This window comes from Sphingobium sp. KKT206, assembly GCF_055640555.1.
In genome coordinates this window covers 1,161,741-1,179,931 of sequence record NZ_CM145764.1, presented here as the reverse complement: position 1 = coordinate 1,179,931, position 18,191 = coordinate 1,161,741, and the positions used below count along the sequence as shown (strand labels likewise).

The following is an 18,191-nucleotide window of genomic DNA, read 5'->3' as shown; positions in this document are numbered from 1 at the left end:
GGCTGCCTGGGGGGCGGTCCAACCTGTTTGGCCGGTGGCATAGGGGCATGATGACGCGCATGGCGTTGTTGGCCTGCTGCAGTTGTTCGTCCGCCGCATGGGCGCAGGGCAGTCTCATCCTCCCGCCCAATCCGACACCTTTCAGCCATCCGGTGCAGGCCGATCCGTTGATCGATCTGGTCGACCGTGTCGGACCGCCGGACCAGTTTCGCGCGGAGATCGAATCGGCGGTTCAGACCAATGCGCTGATGGACGAGGCCCGCGCGGGCGAGCGCGAGGCGCAGGCGGCGCGGGTGCAGGCGCGTTCGGCGATCTTCCCGACACTCGACCTGAGCGTGGACGCGCATCGCTCGTTCGCGCGCAATTTCTCCAACGATCCCGGCAATATCGTCGAACGATCCCGCCCTGAAGGGCGTACCGACGCCACGGCTTCGCTACGGCAGCGGCTCCTCGATTTCGGCGCGGCGTCGAGCCGCATCAATGCGGGCAATGCGCGGGTCGAAGCGGCGCGGTCCGGCATCATGGGCTATGGCACCGATGTCGCGTTGCGCACCGTCACCGCCTGGTATTCCATCCTGGCGCAGCGGCTGATGGAGCGGGCCGCGATCGATTATGGCGTGCGGCAAATGCGCCTGCGGGCCGCGGTCGAGCGCCGCATCGAGCAGGGCTTTTCCGCGCGGGGCGACCTGCCCCGCATCGACAGTTCGATCGCCTCGGTCCAGACCCGGCTCGCCATGTATCAGCGTGATCGGGCCAGTGCCGAAGCGCAATATCGCGCGCTGGCCGGGCATGACGCGCCCGTCGACCTGATGCGCGCGCCCGTGCCGCCAATGGATGCCAGCAGCCGCGAATCGCTGGAAACGCTGATCCTGCGCTCGCCGACCGTGCTGAAGGCCGAGGCCGAAGCGCGCGCCGCGCGGCAGGATGCGCGGGCCGTGCGGTCCGACCGACTGCCGACGATTGCCGCCGGGGTGGATGCGGGCCGCTATGGCGTGTTCGAAAATCCGGGCGACTATGACATTCGCGGCCGCCTGATCATCCGTGCCCAGCTTGGTGCGGGGATCAATGCGAAGGCGGATCAGGCGACCGCGCGCGCCGATGCCGCCGACGCCTATGCCGCGCGGGTCCGGCGCGAGGCGCTGCGCGACGCGGAGATGGCCTGGAGCGACATGCGCGGGCTCGACGCGCAGTTGAAGGCAGCGCAGGCGACCTATCTTGCTAGCCGCGATAGCCGCGACGTCTATGCCGCACGCTTCGCATCGTCGGGCGGCACCTTGTTCGATGTCATCACGTCCGAAGACAATTATTTCGCATCCATCGCGACCTATGTGCAGACATTGGCGGAGCGCGACCTGTCGCGCTTCGTCCTGCTGGCCAGAGCGGGCCAGTTGCTGGACGAACTGTCGATCGCGGTCGATTCCTCCGACGGGGCCGCCAGACCATGAATGAAGAGCCTCTGCTCGCCACCGGCAAGCGCCGCTTCGCCCCCTGGCTGATTGCACCGATGATGCGCAATCGCGGCATCTATATGAAGGTCGCGGTCGCTGCCGCGCTGATCAACATCTTCGCACTCGTGTCGGCGCTCTTTACCATGACCGTCTATGACCGGATCGTCCCGAATGATGGTGCCGCCTCGCTTGTGGGGCTGAGCATCGGCCTGGTCTTCGTGATCATCTTCGATTTCGTGCTGCGGTTGCTGCGCGTCTATTTCGTCGATGTCGCCGGCGCCAATATCGACCATGATGTCGGCGAAACGCTGTTCGCCAAGCTGCTCGCGCTACGGCTCGATCATCGGCGGGGATCGACCGGCGCGCTCACCGGGCTGATGCGCGAACTGGAGACGTTGCGCGACTTCTTCGCCTCAGTCACGCTGACTGCGCTGATCGACGTCCCCTTCATCTTCGTCACCTTGGCGGTGATCGCCATGCTGGGCGGCGTGCTGGTGGTCCTGCCGCTGGCGATGATCCCCCTCGTCATCCTGTCGGGCATCGTCACCACGCCTGCGCTCGACCGCATGTCGTCGCGCAGCCTGGGCGATGGCCTGCTCAAGCAATCGGTGCTGGTCGAAACCATCGGCAGCCTGGAAACGGTCAAGGCGATCGGGGCCGGACCGATGCTGAGCGGGCGCTGGCGCAAGGCACTGATCAGCCATTCGGAAAGCTCGCTTGGCCAGCGACTGATCTCCTCCGTCCCGATGACGGTCGCCAATAGCGCATCCACCATCGCCTATTGCGGTATCATCATTGTGGGCGTCGGCCTTCTGCGCAGCAACGAGATTACGACCGGGGCGCTGCTCGCCTGCTCCATCCTGTGTGGCCGTGCGCTTGCGCCGCTGGCGCAGATCGCGACGCTCCTGTCGCGCCTGTCCGCCACGCGCGTCGCCTATCGGCAGATCAACGCGCTGATGGACGCGCCCACCGAAGGGCCGCAGGGCGATGCGCTCCACCCCGGCGTGCTGCGCGGGCAGATAGAATTGCGCAATGTCGGATTCCGCTATCCCGGTTCGCCCGAAAAGGCGTTGGAGCAGGTCAATCTGACGATCGCGCCGGGCGAACGGGTCGGATTTTTGGGGCGTGTCGGGTCCGGCAAGTCCACGCTCGCCCGACTGGTCCTCGGCCTCTACGAACCCGAAGATGGCGTCATCATGATCGATGGTATCGACGTGCGCCAATATGACCCCATCGAATTGCGCCGCCTGATCGGCGCGGGGATGCAGGATAATGTGCTGATCGCCGGAACGGTGCGCCAGAATATCTGCCTGGACCGCGCCGTCGTGGATCAGGAGGAGATGATCCGCGCGACGGAGATCAGCGGCACGCATCGCTTCATGGGGCCGATCACCAACGGCTATGACCTGCGCCTGACCGATCGCGGCGATGGCCTGTCGGGTGGCCAGCGCCAGTCGATCGCGATCGCCCGCGCGCTGGCGGGGCGCCCGCAAATCCTCATCTTCGATGAACCCAGCAGTTCGATGGACGCACAGACCGAAGCGGAACTCATCACCCGCTTGCACCCCGAAGTGCAGGGGCGCACGCTGATGTTGATCACCCATCGCACCTCCCTGCTGGCGCTGGTCGATCGGATCGTCGTGCTCGACAAAGGCCGGATCGTGGCGGATGGTCCGCGCGATGCCGTGCTGCAAAAACTGACCAGAGGAAAAGCGGCATGACCGGCCGGGCGCTGACGCAGGAGCCTGCGACCTATATCAAGCCCCGCGTGCCGGCGAACATCATCCTATGGACCATCGCCGCGTTCGTGCTGATATTTCTGCTCTGGGCCTGGCTCACGGAAATCGACCGGACCGTCCGCGCCAATGGCCGGGTCATCCCCAGCTCGCAATTGCAGATCATCTCCAATCTGGAAGGCGGCGTGGTCGAATCGATCATGGTGCGCACGGGCCAGGATGTGAAGCAGGGCACGGCGCTGGTCCGGCTCAGCCCGATCCAGCCGGGCGCGGAGCTGGAGAGCAATCGATCCAGCAGCGACTCGCTGCAGTTCAAGATCATCCGCCTGGAAGCCGAGATTGCGGGCCGCTCGCCGCGCTTCCCGCAGCCGCGCAACGCCCAGATGGCGAGCCAGATCGAGGTCGAGCAAAGCCTTTACCGATCGCGCATGGCCGAACTCGCCGCCTTGTCCAGCGTCGGCACCGCCCGCATCGCGCAGGCGTCGCGCACCATCGCCGAAGCCAGCGCGGCGCAGGACGCGCGCATCTCCGCCCGCGAAACAGCGCGTGCCGATCTCGACCTGGTGCGGCCACTGGTGCAGGAGGGGATCGAGCCGCGCCGCACCTTGCTGCAGGCGCAAAATGCCTTCAGCATGTCGACCAGCGACGCGCAGGGGGCCGCCGCCGCACTCAGCCGCGCCCATTCGCTGCTGGCCGAGGCGCAGGCCAGCGCGCTCCAGCAAAAGCGAGACTGGCTGGCGCGCGCCGCCGGGGAACTGACCGCCGCGCGCGCGGAAATGTCGGTGCGGCAGGCGACGATGCCGGCCTATAAATACAGGCTCGAACGCACGACGCTCAAGGCGCCGATGGACGGACGCATCAACCGCGTCTTCGTGACGACCGTCGGCGGCAGCGTGCGCCCCGGCGACCCGCTGCTCGAAATGGTGCCCGCGCGCGATACGTTGATTGTCGAGGCGATGGTCGCGGCCAAGGACATCGCGTCGGTCAAGCTCGGCCAGCGGGCGAAGGTCCATATCTCCGCCTATGATAGCGCGGTCTATGGATCGATGCCCGGTGCCGTCATTGCCGTGTCGCCCGACGCGGTGGTGAACGAACGCACGGGCGAAAGTCATTATGTCGTGCGCGTTCGCACCACCGCCACGGGGATGAAGGACTCGGCCGGGCGCGACCTGCCCATCGGTCCCGGCATGGGGGCCGAAGTCAATCTGCTGGGCGACAAGCGTTCGATCCTTGCTTACATCTTCACCCCCATCACCCGCCTGAGCGAGACGGCGTTTCGCGAATAGGGGCGTTCATTGAGCGCGACGTGGAAATCTGGTAAAGCTGCACTCGCTTGTCGAGGGATTTTCCTATGCGTCATCCTATTGCTCGTGTCGTTTTGATAGCGGGGTGCCTGAGCCTGTCCGCTTGCGCCGCAGCGCGACCGGCTGCCCCACGCCAGCAATCTTATGAAGCGCCGCCTGGCACCGGCGGTATCATGCGACCACCCGGCGACCCGGAAGTCGCCGTTCGCGAACAGTTTGAGGACGCACAACGGCGCAATAGCGAGGCAGCCTATCGCCTCTTTGCCGAACGGCACCCCGGCCATGCCTTGGCGCGCGAAGCTGAACGGCGGGCAGAGCGTCTCCGTCAGGACGGGCCGCGTTAGGTCTCGCCACCGCATCGCCCGCGCTTTTCGATCCTGCTTATGGTCCCTTTTCGGAAGTGACCCATCATGGTCCAGTCGCGCCCAACATCTTTGAAATAAATTCTATTTCCGGCGGGTGGAGCTGTTGAAATAATGGTTTTAATTTCAATAGCATAGAAATATTGACTTAGCATCATCTTGTAATGATTGAGAAATCTATCGCTTGGAAGTTACCTATAATGGTGCCATTACGTCGCTCCATAGTGGTCGCCTAAAAAGGCACAGTTAACGTGTCATCCAACGCAATTTTGCAGGAGGATGTATGCTTAGGATCACCGAGGGCGGCCCCCTTATGGCCAAGTTGAGAGACGAAGATGACACGGTGTCGCCATTCGACACGCCGTCCTCTTTCACGGATGTATCGGACATCTGGTCTCTTTCGAACAACGAACAAGTGCGCAGCGAAATCAGGCTGCTTTATCCCCAGGACGTCATGCCCGAACCGGTCAGCACCGGCGCGCCAGGCAATCTCGACGCGCCGCAGGAAAATGGTAATGGCAACACGACGCTGACGCAGGCGGCTACGGGCAACCAGATCATCGACGGGTTGTTCAGCGGCATCAAATGGGATCCGAGCCAGACGGTCTATTATAGCGACACGGATTCTGCCGCTGATTATCAGGCTGGCTATAATTCTGACGCTGACGTTGATGGCATCAGCGCCCAGAATGAAGGCTTTTCACAGTTCACCGCGCAACAGACGCTCGCCTTTCATACTGCGCTAAATTCGACGGCTATCACGCAGTCCAACGCGGCGACCGCTTTTGGCGTCGAATCCTTTACGAATTTGGGCCTCTCCTATGATGGCGCAGGCTCGGCGATTGCGACGATCCGCGGTGCCAACTCCAGCGACCCTGGCACGGCTTATGCTTATTATCCCAGCAACAGCATCTATGGCGGGGACACCTTCTTCGGCAACGGCTATGACGGCACCGTCAATTCGCTGAAGACGCCGACGGCGGGCAACTATGCCTGGCACACCATGTTCCATGAACTCGGCCATTCGCTGGGTCTGGCGCATGGCCAGACCGGCGGAGCCTATGGCGCACTGCCAACGGCTTGGGACTCGATCGAGTTCACGGTCATGACCTATCGCAGCTATATCGGCGATCCGCTGACCGGCGGCTATTCCTATGAACAATGGGGTGCGCCGCAAAGCTATATGATGCTCGACATCCTGGCTTTGCAGACGATGTACGGGGCCGACTATTCGGTCAATTCGGGCAACACCGTCTATACCTGGAGCCAGACCGGCGGCGAAACCCTGATCAACGGGTCTGTCGCGATCGATCCAGGCGGCAACCGCATCTTCGCGACCATCTGGGACGGTGGCGGCATCGATACCTATAATCTGTCCAACTATACCAGCAATCTGACGCTGGATCTCAATCCCGGCGGCCATTCGACGTTCAGCAGCGCGCAGATCGCTTATCTGGGCGATGGCAATTATGCCCGCGGCAACATCTTCAATGCGCTGCTGTTCGGCGGCAACACCGCATCCTTGATCGAAAACGCCAATGGCGGGTCGGGCAACGACACGATCACCGGTAACCAGGCCGATAACGTGCTGAACGGCAATGGCGGCAGCGATGTGCTCAACGGCGGATTGGGCAATGATACGCTATATGGCGGGTCGGGCGATGACGTGCTGGATGGCAGCCAGGGCGACGATACCCTCTATGGCGGCGACGGGAACGACATACTCGATGCTGGCGACGGCACGGACGTTGTCTATGGCGGCAATGGCAATGACACCATCTACGGCGGCTACTTCGGCGATTCGATTTATGGTGAGGCAGGGAACGATGTCTTCATAGTTCGCCAAACGGGGTCGGCGACGGAGTTCGGCGACAATATCGATGGCGGCTCCGGCGTCGATCGGCTGGACCTCAGCCAGATTACGACGATCTATGGCTCGACCGTCAATCTAACGTCGGGTAGCTGGCAGTATAATCCGCTTTATGGCGGTCCCTGGACGATTACGGCTGTCGAAAATGTCGATGGCACGCAATTGGCAGACACCATCACCGGCAATGCGTCCGCCAACGTCATCAACGGCAATGCTGGAGATGATACGCTCTATGGCGAGGCGGGGGATGATACGCTGAACGGCGGCAGCGGCACCGACATGATTTACGGCGGCACCGGCAATGACATCATCAATGGCGGCGACGGCAACGACCTGTTGATAGGTGGCGACGGTAATGATGTCTTTGACGGCGGCAGTGGCATCGATATCATCTATGGTGAGGCAGGTGACGATACGTTCCGGCTCGTGAGCGGCTGGAATGGTGGTTATGGCGAAATCTATGTCGGCGGCGCAGGCTCCGATACGTTCGACATCACCGGCATCAGTTCGACGGCCACTGTCAATCTCACTGACGGCACGTTCACATACACACCGGGCGGGTCGGGGCCTATCAGCCTGTCCAGTATTGAAAACGTCATCGGTAACGCGGCCAATGATACGTTGGTTGGGTCGGGTGAAGCCAATAGACTGGTTGGTAATGCAGGCAATGACGCGCTCTATGGCCTGGGAGACGCAGACACGCTGATCGGTGGCGATGGCGATGACATTCTGGATGGCGGCACGGGCGTCGACATCATGAATGGCGGCGCTGGCAACGACATTTATTATGTCGATACGGCGAGCGACAATGTCATCGAATCGTCGGGTGCCGGTACGGACCTGATCTATTCGTCCGTGACCTACACGCTGGTTGGTCGCGCCGTCGAAAATGCGACCCTGACGGGGACGTCGGGTTCCAGCCTCACGGGGAACGCCCTCGACAATGCGCTCAACGGGAACAGTGGCAACAACAAGCTGACCGGCGAAAATGGCAACGACATCCTGTTCGGCTTCGATGGGGATGACTTGCTCGAAGGGGGCGCTGGCGATGATATCATCAACGGCGGCAACGGCATCGACACGCTCAGCTATGTCAATGCAACCTCGGCCGTCACGGTCAGCCTGTCGGTCGCGGCCGCGCAGGTGACCGGCGGTGCCGGTACGGACACCGTCGCGTTGATGGAGAATATCAACGGTTCGGCCTTCAACGATGTGCTGACCGGCAGCTCCGCCAATAACGTCATCAAGGGCGGTGCTGGCAACGACGAACTGATCGGCGGTGGCGGCAATGATACGCTGGAAGGCGGCGGCGGCAATGATGTGCTGAGCGGCGGTTCGGGGAACGACACGATGGCCGGTGGTGCCGGCAACGACATCTTCGCCTTCATGAATGGTCTGACTGCCAATCTCGACACCATCACTGATTATTCGGTGGCGAACGACCAGTTCAGGCTGAATTCGGCGGCCTTTGGTGGCTTGCCGGTCGGGGTACTGACCGCTGCGGCGTTCCGCATCGGGGCAGGCGCCGCCGATGCCAGTGACCGGATCATCTACAACAGCGCCACCGGCGCGCTGCTGTTCGATGCGGATGGCAATGGGGCGGGGGCTGCGGTGCAGTTCGCCTCCATCTCCACCGGCCTGGCGATGACCAACGCCGAGTTCGTGATCGTCTGATGTAGCAAGGGCAGGGGGCCAACCCCTCCTGCCCATAGGAAGCGGCGTCCGGCACCCTGTCGGACGCCGTTTCCCTTTGGCGCTCAGTCCGCCAGCCGCAACGCGACTTCGTTCATGAAGCGCGCATCATCGCCCTTGGCCAGCCACTCCGCCTCGGCCCCGATCGCGCCCAGCATCGCGGCGAGCGCGTCCATCTCGCTCTTGGCGTAATTGCCCAGCACATAGCCATGGACCTTGTCCTTATGGCCGGGATGGCCGATGCCGATCCGCACCCGGCGAAAGTCCGCGCCGATATGCGCGTCGGTCGATCGCAGGCCATTATGCCCGGCATTGCCGCCGCCGCGCTTGACCTTCACCTTCATCGGCACCAGGTCGAGTTCGTCGTGAAAGACCGTCACGTCCTGCGGCGTCAGCTTGTAGAAGCGCATCGCCTCGCCCACCGATCGGCCGCTTTCGTTCATGAAGGTCGCGGGTTTCAGCAGCAGGATTTTCTCCGTGCCGATCCGTCCTTCCTGCACCCAGCCCTGAAACTGCTTCCTGGGCGGCGAAAAGCGATGCAGGTCGGCGATCAGGTCCGCGACCATGAAGCCGACATTATGTCGGTGCATCGCATATTGCGTGCCTGGATTGCCCAGGCCCACCCAGATTTGCATCTTCACTCTCCAGAAAAGCAAAACCCCGTTCGCCCTGAGCCTGTCGATCGGCCGATTTTCCTGTTCGACCAGGAAAGGGCTTCGACAAGCTCAGCCCGAACGGGGTTGAGCAAAACCGTCTGACTGACGGCGTCCGGCTTATTCGGCCGTGGCTTCCGCCTCGGCTTCACCTTCACCCTCGGCGCTCTTGAGCGCGGACGGGGCCACGATCGTCGCGATGGTGAAGTCGCGATCGTCGATCGCTGCCTTGGCGCCCTTGGGCAGCTTGACCGCGCTGATGTGGATCGAATCGCCGACTTCGAAGCCGGTCAGGTCGACCACGACATCTTCGGGGATTTCGGCGGCATCGACGATCAGTTCGACATCATGACGAACGACGTTCAGCACGCCACCCTTCTTGAGGCCGGGCGATGCGTCTTCATTTTCGAAGCGCACCGGCACTGCGACGGTGACACTGGCATGTTCCGAAACGCGCAGGAAATCGGCGTGCAGCGGACGGTCAGACACGGGGTGGAAGGCCACGTCCTTGGCGAGCGTGCGGATGGATTTGCCACCGACGTCAACCATGATGACCGAATTGAAGAAATGACCGGTGCCCAGCAGCTTGTTGAGGAGTTTTTCCTCGACGTGGATCGACTGGGGTTCTTCGTTCATTCCATAGATGACGGCGGGTACGCGGCCCTCACGGCGGAGGGCGCGGGAGGCTCCCTTGCCTGCCCGATCGCGTGCCTCGGCCGACAGCGTAAGCTGCTCGCTCATTGCGTGTCTCCAAAAGCTGGTTTGAGTTACATTGTCCCGCCACGCCTCCAGGGATGACCATGGCGGGAAGGCGCGCCATTAACAGAAATTGGGCAAAAGGCAAGGGCGGACATCATGCCGCGCCTATGCTTTACTGCACCCGCGTCACCGCAAAGCCCCTAGCCTTGAGCAACTCGATCAGATTTTCCGGCCCCGTCAGATGCCCGGCGCCCACCGCGATGAAGGGCCGCCCCGTCATCGGCGCGATCGCCTTCACCCAGTCACGGTTGCGCGCAACCAGCACGGCTTCCTCGACTACCGGATCGGGCTGTTCGCCATTCTGGTCCTCCTTGGCGATCGCCTCCATGTCGCCCTTGCGCCAGGCGGTCAGGATGCGGTCGAACAGGGCCTTCATATCCTTGGTCTCATGCACCGTCTGCACCAGCAGCTTCGCCTGCGCCGCATCGGGCAATGTGTCGAAGGCAGCGAACTGCCGCTCCACCGTTTCCAGCCCGCCAATCGGCTTGCCAGCCTTCTTGAACGCCGCGATCAACACCGGCTCCACGCCATCATCCTGGCTCACCTTGAGCGCCTGCTGGCTCGCCGCCGACAACAGCATCGCGGCTGCCCAGCTTTCATAGCCCGACAGCATCTGCGTGCTGGTGCCGCCATCCGCCACCGCCCTGACGAGCGCGGCTTGGTCTTCCTCCGGCACGCGCTGGTCGAGCGGCGGCAGGCCGGGACTGCGCCCCATAGATTCGAACAATGCCAGCGTCTTTTGCTCGTCCTGCAAATCCGCCGCTTCCAGCACCAGCCGATCCGCCTGCGCCATCGCTTCGCTGATCGTCGGCGTCTCCCACGCCACCCCCTTGGGCAGCACATGGATGGTGCCGAACAGCCAGCCCTTCATGGAGCCGCGCGACACCTGCCACAGCGCCGGGCCAGCTTGCGCGGCCTCCGGTTTGGGACTGCCCTCCTGCCCACAGGCCGCAACCAGCGTCAGCGCGCACAGCGCCAGGAAATGGGTGAACCGCCGCATCGTCGCTTACTCCTTGATCCGCCGGGCGGTGATGCCCAGCGTCTTCAACTGATCCTGCACGCTGCCCTTGCCCGCCAGATGCCCCGCGCCGACCGCGACGAATATCGTCCCCGGCGTCGACATCCGCGCCTTTATCCATTGCGCCCAGTTCGCATTGCGCCCGATCAGCAATATTTGCGCGAGTTCCGGCGTCGCCTCCAGCGACTCGTGCATCGATGTGCCTAGCTTCTCCGGGTCGCCCGCCTGCCAGTGGCGCAACAAGGCGGCAAACTCCGTCTCCATCTCCGGCAAGCCATCGACAGTCGCGTTCAGGAAGGCGAGCTGCTGTTCCATCGGCAACGTCGCAAAGAAATCAATTTGCTGCTCGACCGTTTCCAGCGCCTCGACCCGCTTGCCTGCCTTCAACGCCGCCGAGCGCAAAATCTTCTCCGCGCCCAGATCCGCCTGATAGCCCATCTTCGCCAGCGGCGCGACGGCCAGCGCCATGCCCGCCATCCACGGGTTCATCCGGTCGAACGCCGGAGCGGGCAGGCCATTCGCCGCCATCGCCGCGCGATATTTCTCCCGTGCCTCCGGCGTCAGCCGGTCGGACAGCGCCACGCCATCCTGCGCCAGCGCCTTAGGCATCATGATCGCGCCCATCGCATTGGGATCGTCCGGCTCGATAATCTCCAGCACCAACTCGTCCGATCCCTCGAACGCGGCCTTCACCCCGCCGCGAAACCAGTCCACGCCCGGCTTCATCACATGCACGGTGCCGAACAGATACAGCGTCGTGTCCGCATCCTGCACCCGCCACAGGGCGGGCGTCGCAACATGGGTCGCGGGCGGGGCAGGGCGGGCGGCCACGGGGCCGCTGGTCAGCAACAGCGCGGCGGCAAGGCCATGGGCCAGATAAGCAAGCATCTTCATAGCCCCGACCATGCGGGGTGGATGGCGCAAGGGCAAGCCGCTTAACCCTGTTTCGCTGCGTCCCGCCCTTGACCCTATCGGCCCCATGCGCCAAGGCGCGAGCCAGCAAAACCGACCATTTCGCGAAGGACTATTCGTGGCCGAAGGCAAAGCGCTTTCCTTCCAGGACCTCATCCTGACCCTCCATGCCTATTGGGGGAAACAGGGCTGCGTCATCCTCCAGCCCTATGACATGGAAGTCGGCGCGGGCACCTTCCACCCCGCCACCACCCTGCGCGCACTCGGCCCGCAGCCTTGGAACGCCGCCTATGTCCAGCCCAGCCGCCGCCCGACTGACGGCCGCTATGGCGAAAACCCCAACCGGCTCCAGCATTATTACCAATATCAGGTGATCATGAAGCCCAGCCCCGCCAATCTGCAGGAGCTGTATCTCGGCAGCCTGGTGGAAATCGGCATCGACCCGCTGGTCCACGACATCCGCTTTGTCGAGGATGACTGGGAAAGCCCGACGCTCGGCGCCTGGGGCTTGGGCTGGGAAGTGTGGTGCGACGGCATGGAAGTCACGCAATTCACCTATTTCCAGCAGATGGGCGGCTATGACTGCAAGCCGGTCGCGGGCGAACTCACCTACGGCCTCGAACGGCTCGCCATGTATATTCAGGGCGTCGACAGCGTCTATGACCTGAAATTCAACGATGCCGGGGTGACGTACGGCGACGTGTTCCTGGCGAACGAACAACAGATGTCGAAATGGAATTTCGAGGTCGCCGACACCGAAAAACTGTTCCGCTGGTTCAAGGATTGCCAGTCCGAATGGCGCAGTTGCATCGACAATGGCGTGCCACTCGCCGCCTATGACCAAGCCATCAAGGCCAGCCACGTCTTCAACCTGCTCCAGGCGCGCGGCGTCATCTCCGTACAGGAACGCGCCAGCTATATGGGCCAGGTCCGCGACATGGCGAAGGGCAGCTGCGAAGCATGGATCGCCAGCAATAGCGATGCTTGGAGCGCGAAATTTCCGGGGTGGGTGGTGTGAGCCTTGTGAGTTGCACCCTACATCCGTTCGTGTCGAGCGAAGTCGAGACACGCTCGCGCGACCTGTCCTCCACGTCTCTCGACTTCGTTCGAGACGAACGGAAGAATGAAATATGACCGACTTCCTCCTCGAACTGCGCTGCGAAGAAATTCCCGCGCGCATGCAGCTCAAGGCCAGCGACGATCTCGCGCGCCTCTTTACCGAGGAACTGGCGAAATCCGGCCTGACGCCGGGCCGCATCGACAGCTTCGTCACGCCCCGCCGCCTGGCGCTCATCGCCCGCGATCTGCCGCTCGAAACCGCCGCCGTCAGCGAAGAGCATAAAGGCCCGCGCACCAGCGCACCGCCCCAGGCGCTAGAAGGCTTCCTGCGCAAGACCGGCCTGACCCAGGATCAGCTCGAAGACCGAGGCGGCATCTGGTTTGCCGTCGTCAGCAAGCCGGGCCGCGCTACCGCAGAGGTATTGGCGCAAGCCATCCCCGCCATCATCCGCGCCTTCCCCTGGCCCAAATCCATGCGCTGGGGCACAGCGTCGCAGACGACCGAAAGCCTGCGCTGGGTCCGCCCGTTGCAGGGCATCGTCGCGATCCTGGGCGAGCAACTGATCGACTGCGAGATCGATGGCATCCGCAGCGGCTATGCGACGCTCGGCCATCGCTTCCACCACCCGGCCGAAATCACCATCGGCGGGGCGGGCGACTATGCGCAAAAGCTGCGCGCCTGCCATGTCATTGTCAGTCATCAGGAACGCCAGGCGATCATCGCGGGCAAGGCCGCGCAGGCCGCCGCCGCCCATGGCTACACCGTCATTGAGGACAAGGGCCTCGTCGCGGAAAATGCGGGCCTGACCGAATGGCCGGTGCCGCTGCTTGGCGATTTCGACCCCGTTTTTCTTGAGGTGCCGCCTGAAGTCATCCAGCTAACCCTGCGCATCAACCAGAAATATTTCGTGCTGCGCGACGGCGCGGGCAAACTCGCCCCCGCCTTCATCTGCACCGCCAATATCGACGCCAAGGATGGCGGCGCCGCTATCATCGCGGGCAACCGCAAAGTGCTGGCCGCGCGCTTGAGCGACGCACGCTTCTTCTGGGAGCAGGACCGCAAGACCCGGCTGGACGACCACGCCAAGAAACTCGAACGCATCACCTTCCACGAGAAACTGGGGACGGTGGCCGACAAGGTCGAGCGGGTGGCGAAGCTGGCGCGGTGGTTGGTGGAAGAGGGGATCGTTACGGAAAAGCCCCTCCCCTTCAGGGGAGGGGTTGGGGTGGGGGCCATCCCCACACGCGACGCCAAGATGATAGCCCCCACCCCCAGCCCCTCCCCTGAAGGGGAGGGGAGTGAATTGGCGCAGCTTGCGTATGACGCCGCTAAGCTCTGCAAGGCCGACCTCGTCACCGAAATGGTCGGCGAGTTCCCCGAATTGCAAGGCATCATGGGCGGCTACTACGCCCGCGCCGAAGGCCTGCCCGACGCCGTAGCCGACGCCATCCGCGACCATTACAAGCCGGTCGGCCAAGGCGACGACGTGCCGATTGCGCCGGTCACGGTGGCGGTGAGTTTGGCGGATAAGCTGGATACTTTGGCTTCTTTCTTTGCAATTGATGAAAAGCCGACCGGGTCAAAAGATCCGTTTGCAATTAGGCGTGCAGCGCTAGCAGTTATTGAGTTGATTAGTCGGAACGAATTGCGGCTCGGTTTACGCAATCCAGTTTCGGCAATTTGGTTGCAAGCTAGAAAACATTTATATGTTGATGAGTTTCAAGTGCCTTTTGTAGACCAGGCACTGGAACTGACCTATGTTGGTGCCCCATTCGAATACTTCCGTCAAATTCGACGAGCAAAGCTTAATATGGCGAGGCAATTGCCTGCTAATAATGCGCAAGAAATGGAAGCTATCGCCGCCAAAGAATTTGAAGATAACTTGTCCGTTTATGCCGATTTTGACCGTGCTGTTTCGGACTTCTTCGCCGACCGCCTCAAAGTCCAGCAACGCGAAGCCGGGGTTCGTCACGACCTGATCGACGCCGTGTTTGCACTCGGTGGCGAGGATGATCTCGTCCGCCTGCTCGCCCGCGTCCATGCGCTGCAATCCTTCGTCGCGACCGACGACGGCGCGAACCTGCTCGCGGGTTACAAGCGCGCCGCGAACATCCTCAAGAAGGAAGCGCCCGCCCAACCCACCACCGTCACCCCGGCGAAAGCCGGGGTCCCGCTTTCTTCTTCCGCCGCGCCCGAAGGCAGCGGGACCCTGGATCAAGTCCGGGGTGACGAAGCGCAGGAGAGCAGCAAATTCCCGCTGTCCTACACGCCCGAAATAGCCGAAGCTGCGCTCATCGCCGCGCTCGACGTGGCGGAACCGCGCACGGCGCAGGCGGTGGCGGCGGAGGATTTCGAGGGCGCTATGGCGGCGCTCGCCACCCTCCGCGCGCCCATCGACGCCTTCTTTGAAAGCGTGACGGTCAACGACGCTGATCCCACCAAGCGCTCGGCCCGCCTTGCGCTGCTGGCGCGGGTGCGTGACGCCGTCCATAGCGTCGCCGACTTTTCAAAGATTGCGGGCTGACGCAACGAAATGACAAAATCAGCGGGAAAAGTGCGAAGTTAAAGCGTAATAATCCTATTCGATCGCGCATCATCCCGCTATTGCTGCTGGATTGTTGCAACGCAATATAATCGGCAATCAGTGCAGGGAGAGCCGGGAATGACCGAGACACAAGAGGCCATCATGACCACCACCGCGACCCGTTATGTCTATCGTTTTGGCGGCGGCGTGGATGATGGTGGGCAGGGCGATCGCAACCTTCTGGGCGGCAAGGGCGCGAACCTCGACGGCATGGCCGCGATCGGCCTGCCGGTGCCGCCGGGCTTCACCATCACCACGGAAATGTGCACCCGCTATTATGAAGATGGCGGCGTCTATCCCGACAGCGTGAAGGCGGAAGTCGCCACCGGCCTCGCCCATATCGAAGGGATCACCGGCAAGAAATTCGGCGACGCCGCCGACCCGCTGCTCGTTTCGGTCCGTTCCGGCGCGCGCGCCTCGATGCCCGGCATGATGGATACCGTCCTCAACCTCGGCCTCAACGACGAAACCGTCATCGGCCTCGCCAACACATCGGGCGACGAACGCTTCGCCTGGGATAGCTATCGCCGCTTCATCCAGATGTATTCGGACGTCGTGCTGGAACTGGACCATGGCGCGTTCGAGGAAGCGCTCGAAGTCGCGAAGGAAGATCAAGGCTACAGCCTCGACACCGAAATGACCGCCGATGACTGGAAAGCCCTGGTCGCCGAATATAAGGCGCTCGTGAAGAAGCTGTGGGACAAGCCCTTCCCGCAGGATGTGCACGACCAGCTGTGGGGCGCGATCAGCGCCGTTTTCGGCTCGTGGCAGTCGGAGCGCGCTAAAGTCTATCGCCGCCTCAACAACATCCCCGGCGAATGGGGCACCGCCGTCAATGTGCAGGCGATGGTGTTCGGCAATATGGGCGAAACCTCAGCCACCGGCGTCGCCTTCACCCGCGACCCGTCGACCGGCGAGAATGTCTATTATGGCGAATTTCTGATCAATGCGCAGGGCGAGGATGTCGTCGCCGGCATCCGCACCCCGCAATATCTGACGCTCGCCGCACGGGAGCGGGCAGGGGCGAAGCCGCTGTCGATGGAAGAGGCGATGCCGGAAACCTATGCCGAACTGGCCAAGGTGTTCCAGATCCTCGAAACCCATTATCGCGACATGCAGGACATTGAATTCACCGTCCAGCAGGGCAAGCTGTGGATGCTCCAGACACGGTCGGGCAAGCGCACGGCGAAGGCCGCGCTCAAAATGGCCGTGGACATGGCGCATGAAGGCCTGATCACCGAGGAAGAAGCCGTCGCCCGCGTCGATCCCGCCGCGCTCGACCAATTGCTCCACCCCACGCTCGATCCCAAGGCACCGCGCGACGTGCTGACCAAGGGGCTGCCCGCCAGCCCCGGTGCCGCATCGGGCTTGATCGTGTTCGACGCCGACACCGCCGAGCGCCGCAATGAAATGGGCGACGCCGTGATCTTGGTCCGTGTCGAAACATCGCCGGAAGATATTCACGGCATGCACGCGGCCAAGGGCATCCTGACTGCGCGCGGCGGCATGACCAGTCACGCCGCCGTCGTGGCGCGCGGCATGGGCCGTCCCTGCGTCTCCGGCGCCGGCGGCATTTCGATCGACAGCAGGGCGAAAATCTTGCGCATCGGCGGTCGGGAATTGAAGGAGGGCGATATCCTCACCCTCGACGGATCGACCGGCGAAGTCATGGCGGGCGAAGTGCCCACCGTGCAGCCCGAACTGGCGGGCGACTTCGGCACGTTGATGGTCTGGGCCGACAAGGTGCGCCGCCTCAAGGTCCGCGCCAACGCGGAAACGCCGCAGGACTGCAAGGTCGCGCGCGAATTCGGCGCGGAAGGCGTGGGCCTCTGCCGCACCGAACATATGTTCTTCGACGCGGCCCGCATCACCGCCGTCCGCGAAATGATCCTGGCCGACAGCGAGAAGGGCCGCCGCGTCGCATTGGAACGACTGCTGCCCGAACAGCGTGACGATTTCGCACAGATCTTCATGGTCATGGCGGGCCTGCCCGTCACCATCCGCCTGCTCGACCCGCCGCTGCACGAATTCCTGCCCCATGCCGAAGCGGAGTTCGAGGAAGTGGCCAAGGCGGCAGGCGTGTCTGTGGACGTGCTCAAGCGCCGCGCCAACGAACTGCATGAATTCAACCCGATGCTCGGCCATCGCGGTTGCCGCCTGGGCGTCACCTATCCCGAAATCTACGAGATGCAGGCGCGTGCGATCTTCGAAGCGGCCTTGATCGTCAAGCAGCGCGGCGGCGAAGCGCCGATCCCCGAAGTCATGATCCCACTCGTTGCGACCCGCAAGGAACTGGAACTAATGAAGGCGATCGTCGATCGCGTCGCCGCCGAAGTCTTCGCTGAACAGGGCGACAGCGTCGAATATCTTGTCGGCACGATGATCGAACTGCCCCGCGCCGCGCTTAAGGCAGGCGAGATCGCGGAAGTCGGCGAATTTTTCTCCTTCGGCACCAACGATCTGACCCAGACCACGATCGGCATCAGCCGCGACGATGCGGGCCGGTTCCTCGGCACCTATGTCGACAAGGGCATCTTCGCCCGCGATCCCTTCGTCAGCATCGATGTCGAGGGTGTGGGCGAACTGATCCAGCTGGCCGCCGAACGCGGTCGCAAGACCCGCCCTGGCATCAAGCTTGGCATTTGCGGCGAACATGGCGGCGACCCGGCCTCGATCGCCTTCTGCGAGGCGACAGGCCTCGATTATGTCTCCGCCTCGCCCTATCGCGTGCCGATCGCCCGGCTGGCGGCGGCGCAGGCTGCGCTGGCAAAGAAGGCATAAGAAAAGGGCGGG

General features: G+C 62.9%; 12 protein-coding genes. 8 read left to right on the top strand and 4 right to left on the bottom strand.

The window, feature by feature from the left end; all coding sequences use genetic code 11:
• Positions 1-47 precede the first annotated feature (47 nt).
• The 5 genes from ACZ2HM_RS05485 (at position 48) to ACZ2HM_RS05465 (ending at position 8,394) form a co-directional block, all read left to right on the top strand.
• Positions 48-1,445, top strand: a complete 1,398-nt coding sequence (locus ACZ2HM_RS05485; protein WP_081912713.1) for a TolC family protein — start codon at positions 48-50, stop codon at positions 1,443-1,445.
• Positions 1,442-3,169 (top strand): ATP-binding cassette domain-containing protein, encoded by a 1,728-nt coding sequence (locus ACZ2HM_RS05480; protein ID WP_470426440.1) that lies wholly within the window; start codon positions 1,442-1,444, stop codon positions 3,167-3,169. The genes ACZ2HM_RS05485 and ACZ2HM_RS05480 overlap by 4 nt, the downstream gene beginning before the upstream one ends.
• Positions 3,166-4,470 (top strand): HlyD family type I secretion periplasmic adaptor subunit, encoded by a 1,305-nt coding sequence (locus tag ACZ2HM_RS05475; RefSeq protein WP_037472227.1) that lies wholly within the window; start codon positions 3,166-3,168, stop codon positions 4,468-4,470. The genes ACZ2HM_RS05480 and ACZ2HM_RS05475 overlap by 4 nt, the downstream gene beginning before the upstream one ends.
• 65 nt (positions 4,471-4,535) lie before the next feature.
• Entirely contained in the window at positions 4,536-4,832 is a 297-nt protein-coding gene (locus tag ACZ2HM_RS05470) for a hypothetical protein (protein ID WP_156106021.1), read from the top strand.
• Positions 4,833-5,163: 331 nt separating this feature from the next.
• Positions 5,164-8,394 carry a M10 family metallopeptidase gene (locus tag ACZ2HM_RS05465; protein WP_272945492.1) on the top strand — a complete coding sequence of 1,077 codons (3,231 nt, stop codon included), beginning with the start codon at positions 5,164-5,166 and terminating at the stop codon, positions 8,392-8,394.
• An 83-nt stretch (positions 8,395-8,477) separates the two neighbouring features.
• On the opposite strand, the gene pth is transcribed toward ACZ2HM_RS05465, so the two are convergent.
• From pth to ACZ2HM_RS05445, 4 genes are all read right to left on the bottom strand, one after another.
• Complete coding sequence (gene pth, locus ACZ2HM_RS05460; RefSeq protein WP_470426439.1) at positions 8,478-9,047, bottom strand: aminoacyl-tRNA hydrolase; 570 nt, start codon at positions 9,045-9,047, stop codon at positions 8,478-8,480.
• Positions 9,048-9,185: 138 nt separating this feature from the next.
• On the bottom strand, positions 9,186-9,806 hold the full coding sequence (locus tag ACZ2HM_RS05455) for a 50S ribosomal protein L25/general stress protein Ctc (RefSeq protein ID WP_470426438.1): 621 nt from the start codon (positions 9,804-9,806) through the stop codon (positions 9,186-9,188).
• Between the two features lie 130 nt (positions 9,807-9,936).
• Positions 9,937-10,824 (bottom strand): TraB/GumN family protein, encoded by an 888-nt coding sequence (locus ACZ2HM_RS05450; protein WP_470426437.1) that lies wholly within the window; start codon positions 10,822-10,824, stop codon positions 9,937-9,939.
• A 6-nt stretch (positions 10,825-10,830) separates the two neighbouring features.
• Positions 10,831-11,736 (bottom strand): TraB/GumN family protein, encoded by a 906-nt coding sequence (locus ACZ2HM_RS05445; RefSeq protein WP_470426436.1) that lies wholly within the window; start codon positions 11,734-11,736, stop codon positions 10,831-10,833.
• 136 nt (positions 11,737-11,872) lie between these two features.
• On the opposite strand from ACZ2HM_RS05445, the gene ACZ2HM_RS05440 reads away from it, so the two are divergent.
• The 3 genes from ACZ2HM_RS05440 (at position 11,873) to ppdK (ending at position 18,179) form a co-directional block, all read left to right on the top strand.
• The gene (locus tag ACZ2HM_RS05440) at positions 11,873-12,772 is read left to right on the top strand and encodes a glycine--tRNA ligase subunit alpha (RefSeq protein ID WP_096060751.1); all 900 of its coding nucleotides are present in this window, start codon (positions 11,873-11,875) and stop codon (positions 12,770-12,772) included.
• 112 nt (positions 12,773-12,884) lie between these two features.
• A complete protein-coding gene (glyS, locus tag ACZ2HM_RS05435) occupies positions 12,885-15,338 on the top strand; it encodes a glycine--tRNA ligase subunit beta (protein ID WP_470426435.1) in 2,454 nt (817 codons plus the stop codon).
• A 138-nt stretch (positions 15,339-15,476) separates the two neighbouring features.
• On the top strand, positions 15,477-18,179 hold the full coding sequence (gene ppdK / locus ACZ2HM_RS05430; protein ID WP_470426434.1) for a pyruvate, phosphate dikinase: 2,703 nt from the start codon (positions 15,477-15,479) through the stop codon (positions 18,177-18,179).
• Positions 18,180-18,191: the final 12 nt, after the last annotated feature.

Excerpts from the sequence above, each read along its gene's own strand:
- ACZ2HM_RS05465 (WP_272945492.1), top strand. The coding sequence starts at position 5,164 with ATGGCCAAGTTGAGAGACGAAGATGACACGGTGTCGCCATTCGACACG.
- ACZ2HM_RS05455 (WP_470426438.1), bottom strand. The coding sequence starts at position 9,806 with ATGAGCGAGCAGCTTACGCTGTCGGCCGAGGCACGCGATCGGGCAGGC.
- ACZ2HM_RS05450 (WP_470426437.1), bottom strand. The coding sequence starts at position 10,824 with ATGCGGCGGTTCACCCATTTCCTGGCGCTGTGCGCGCTGACGCTGGTT.
- ppdK (WP_470426434.1), top strand. The coding sequence starts at position 15,477 with ATGACCGAGACACAAGAGGCCATCATGACCACCACCGCGACCCGTTAT.
- ACZ2HM_RS05485 (WP_081912713.1), top strand. The coding sequence starts at position 48 with ATGATGACGCGCATGGCGTTGTTGGCCTGCTGCAGTTGTTCGTCCGCC.
- glyS (WP_470426435.1), top strand. The coding sequence starts at position 12,885 with ATGACCGACTTCCTCCTCGAACTGCGCTGCGAAGAAATTCCCGCGCGC.
- pth (WP_470426439.1), bottom strand. The coding sequence starts at position 9,047 with ATGCAAATCTGGGTGGGCCTGGGCAATCCAGGCACGCAATATGCGATG.
- ACZ2HM_RS05470 (WP_156106021.1), top strand. The coding sequence starts at position 4,536 with ATGCGTCATCCTATTGCTCGTGTCGTTTTGATAGCGGGGTGCCTGAGC.
- ACZ2HM_RS05475 (WP_037472227.1), top strand. The coding sequence starts at position 3,166 with ATGACCGGCCGGGCGCTGACGCAGGAGCCTGCGACCTATATCAAGCCC.
- ACZ2HM_RS05480 (WP_470426440.1), top strand. The coding sequence starts at position 1,442 with ATGAATGAAGAGCCTCTGCTCGCCACCGGCAAGCGCCGCTTCGCCCCC.
- ACZ2HM_RS05445 (WP_470426436.1), bottom strand. The coding sequence starts at position 11,736 with ATGAAGATGCTTGCTTATCTGGCCCATGGCCTTGCCGCCGCGCTGTTG.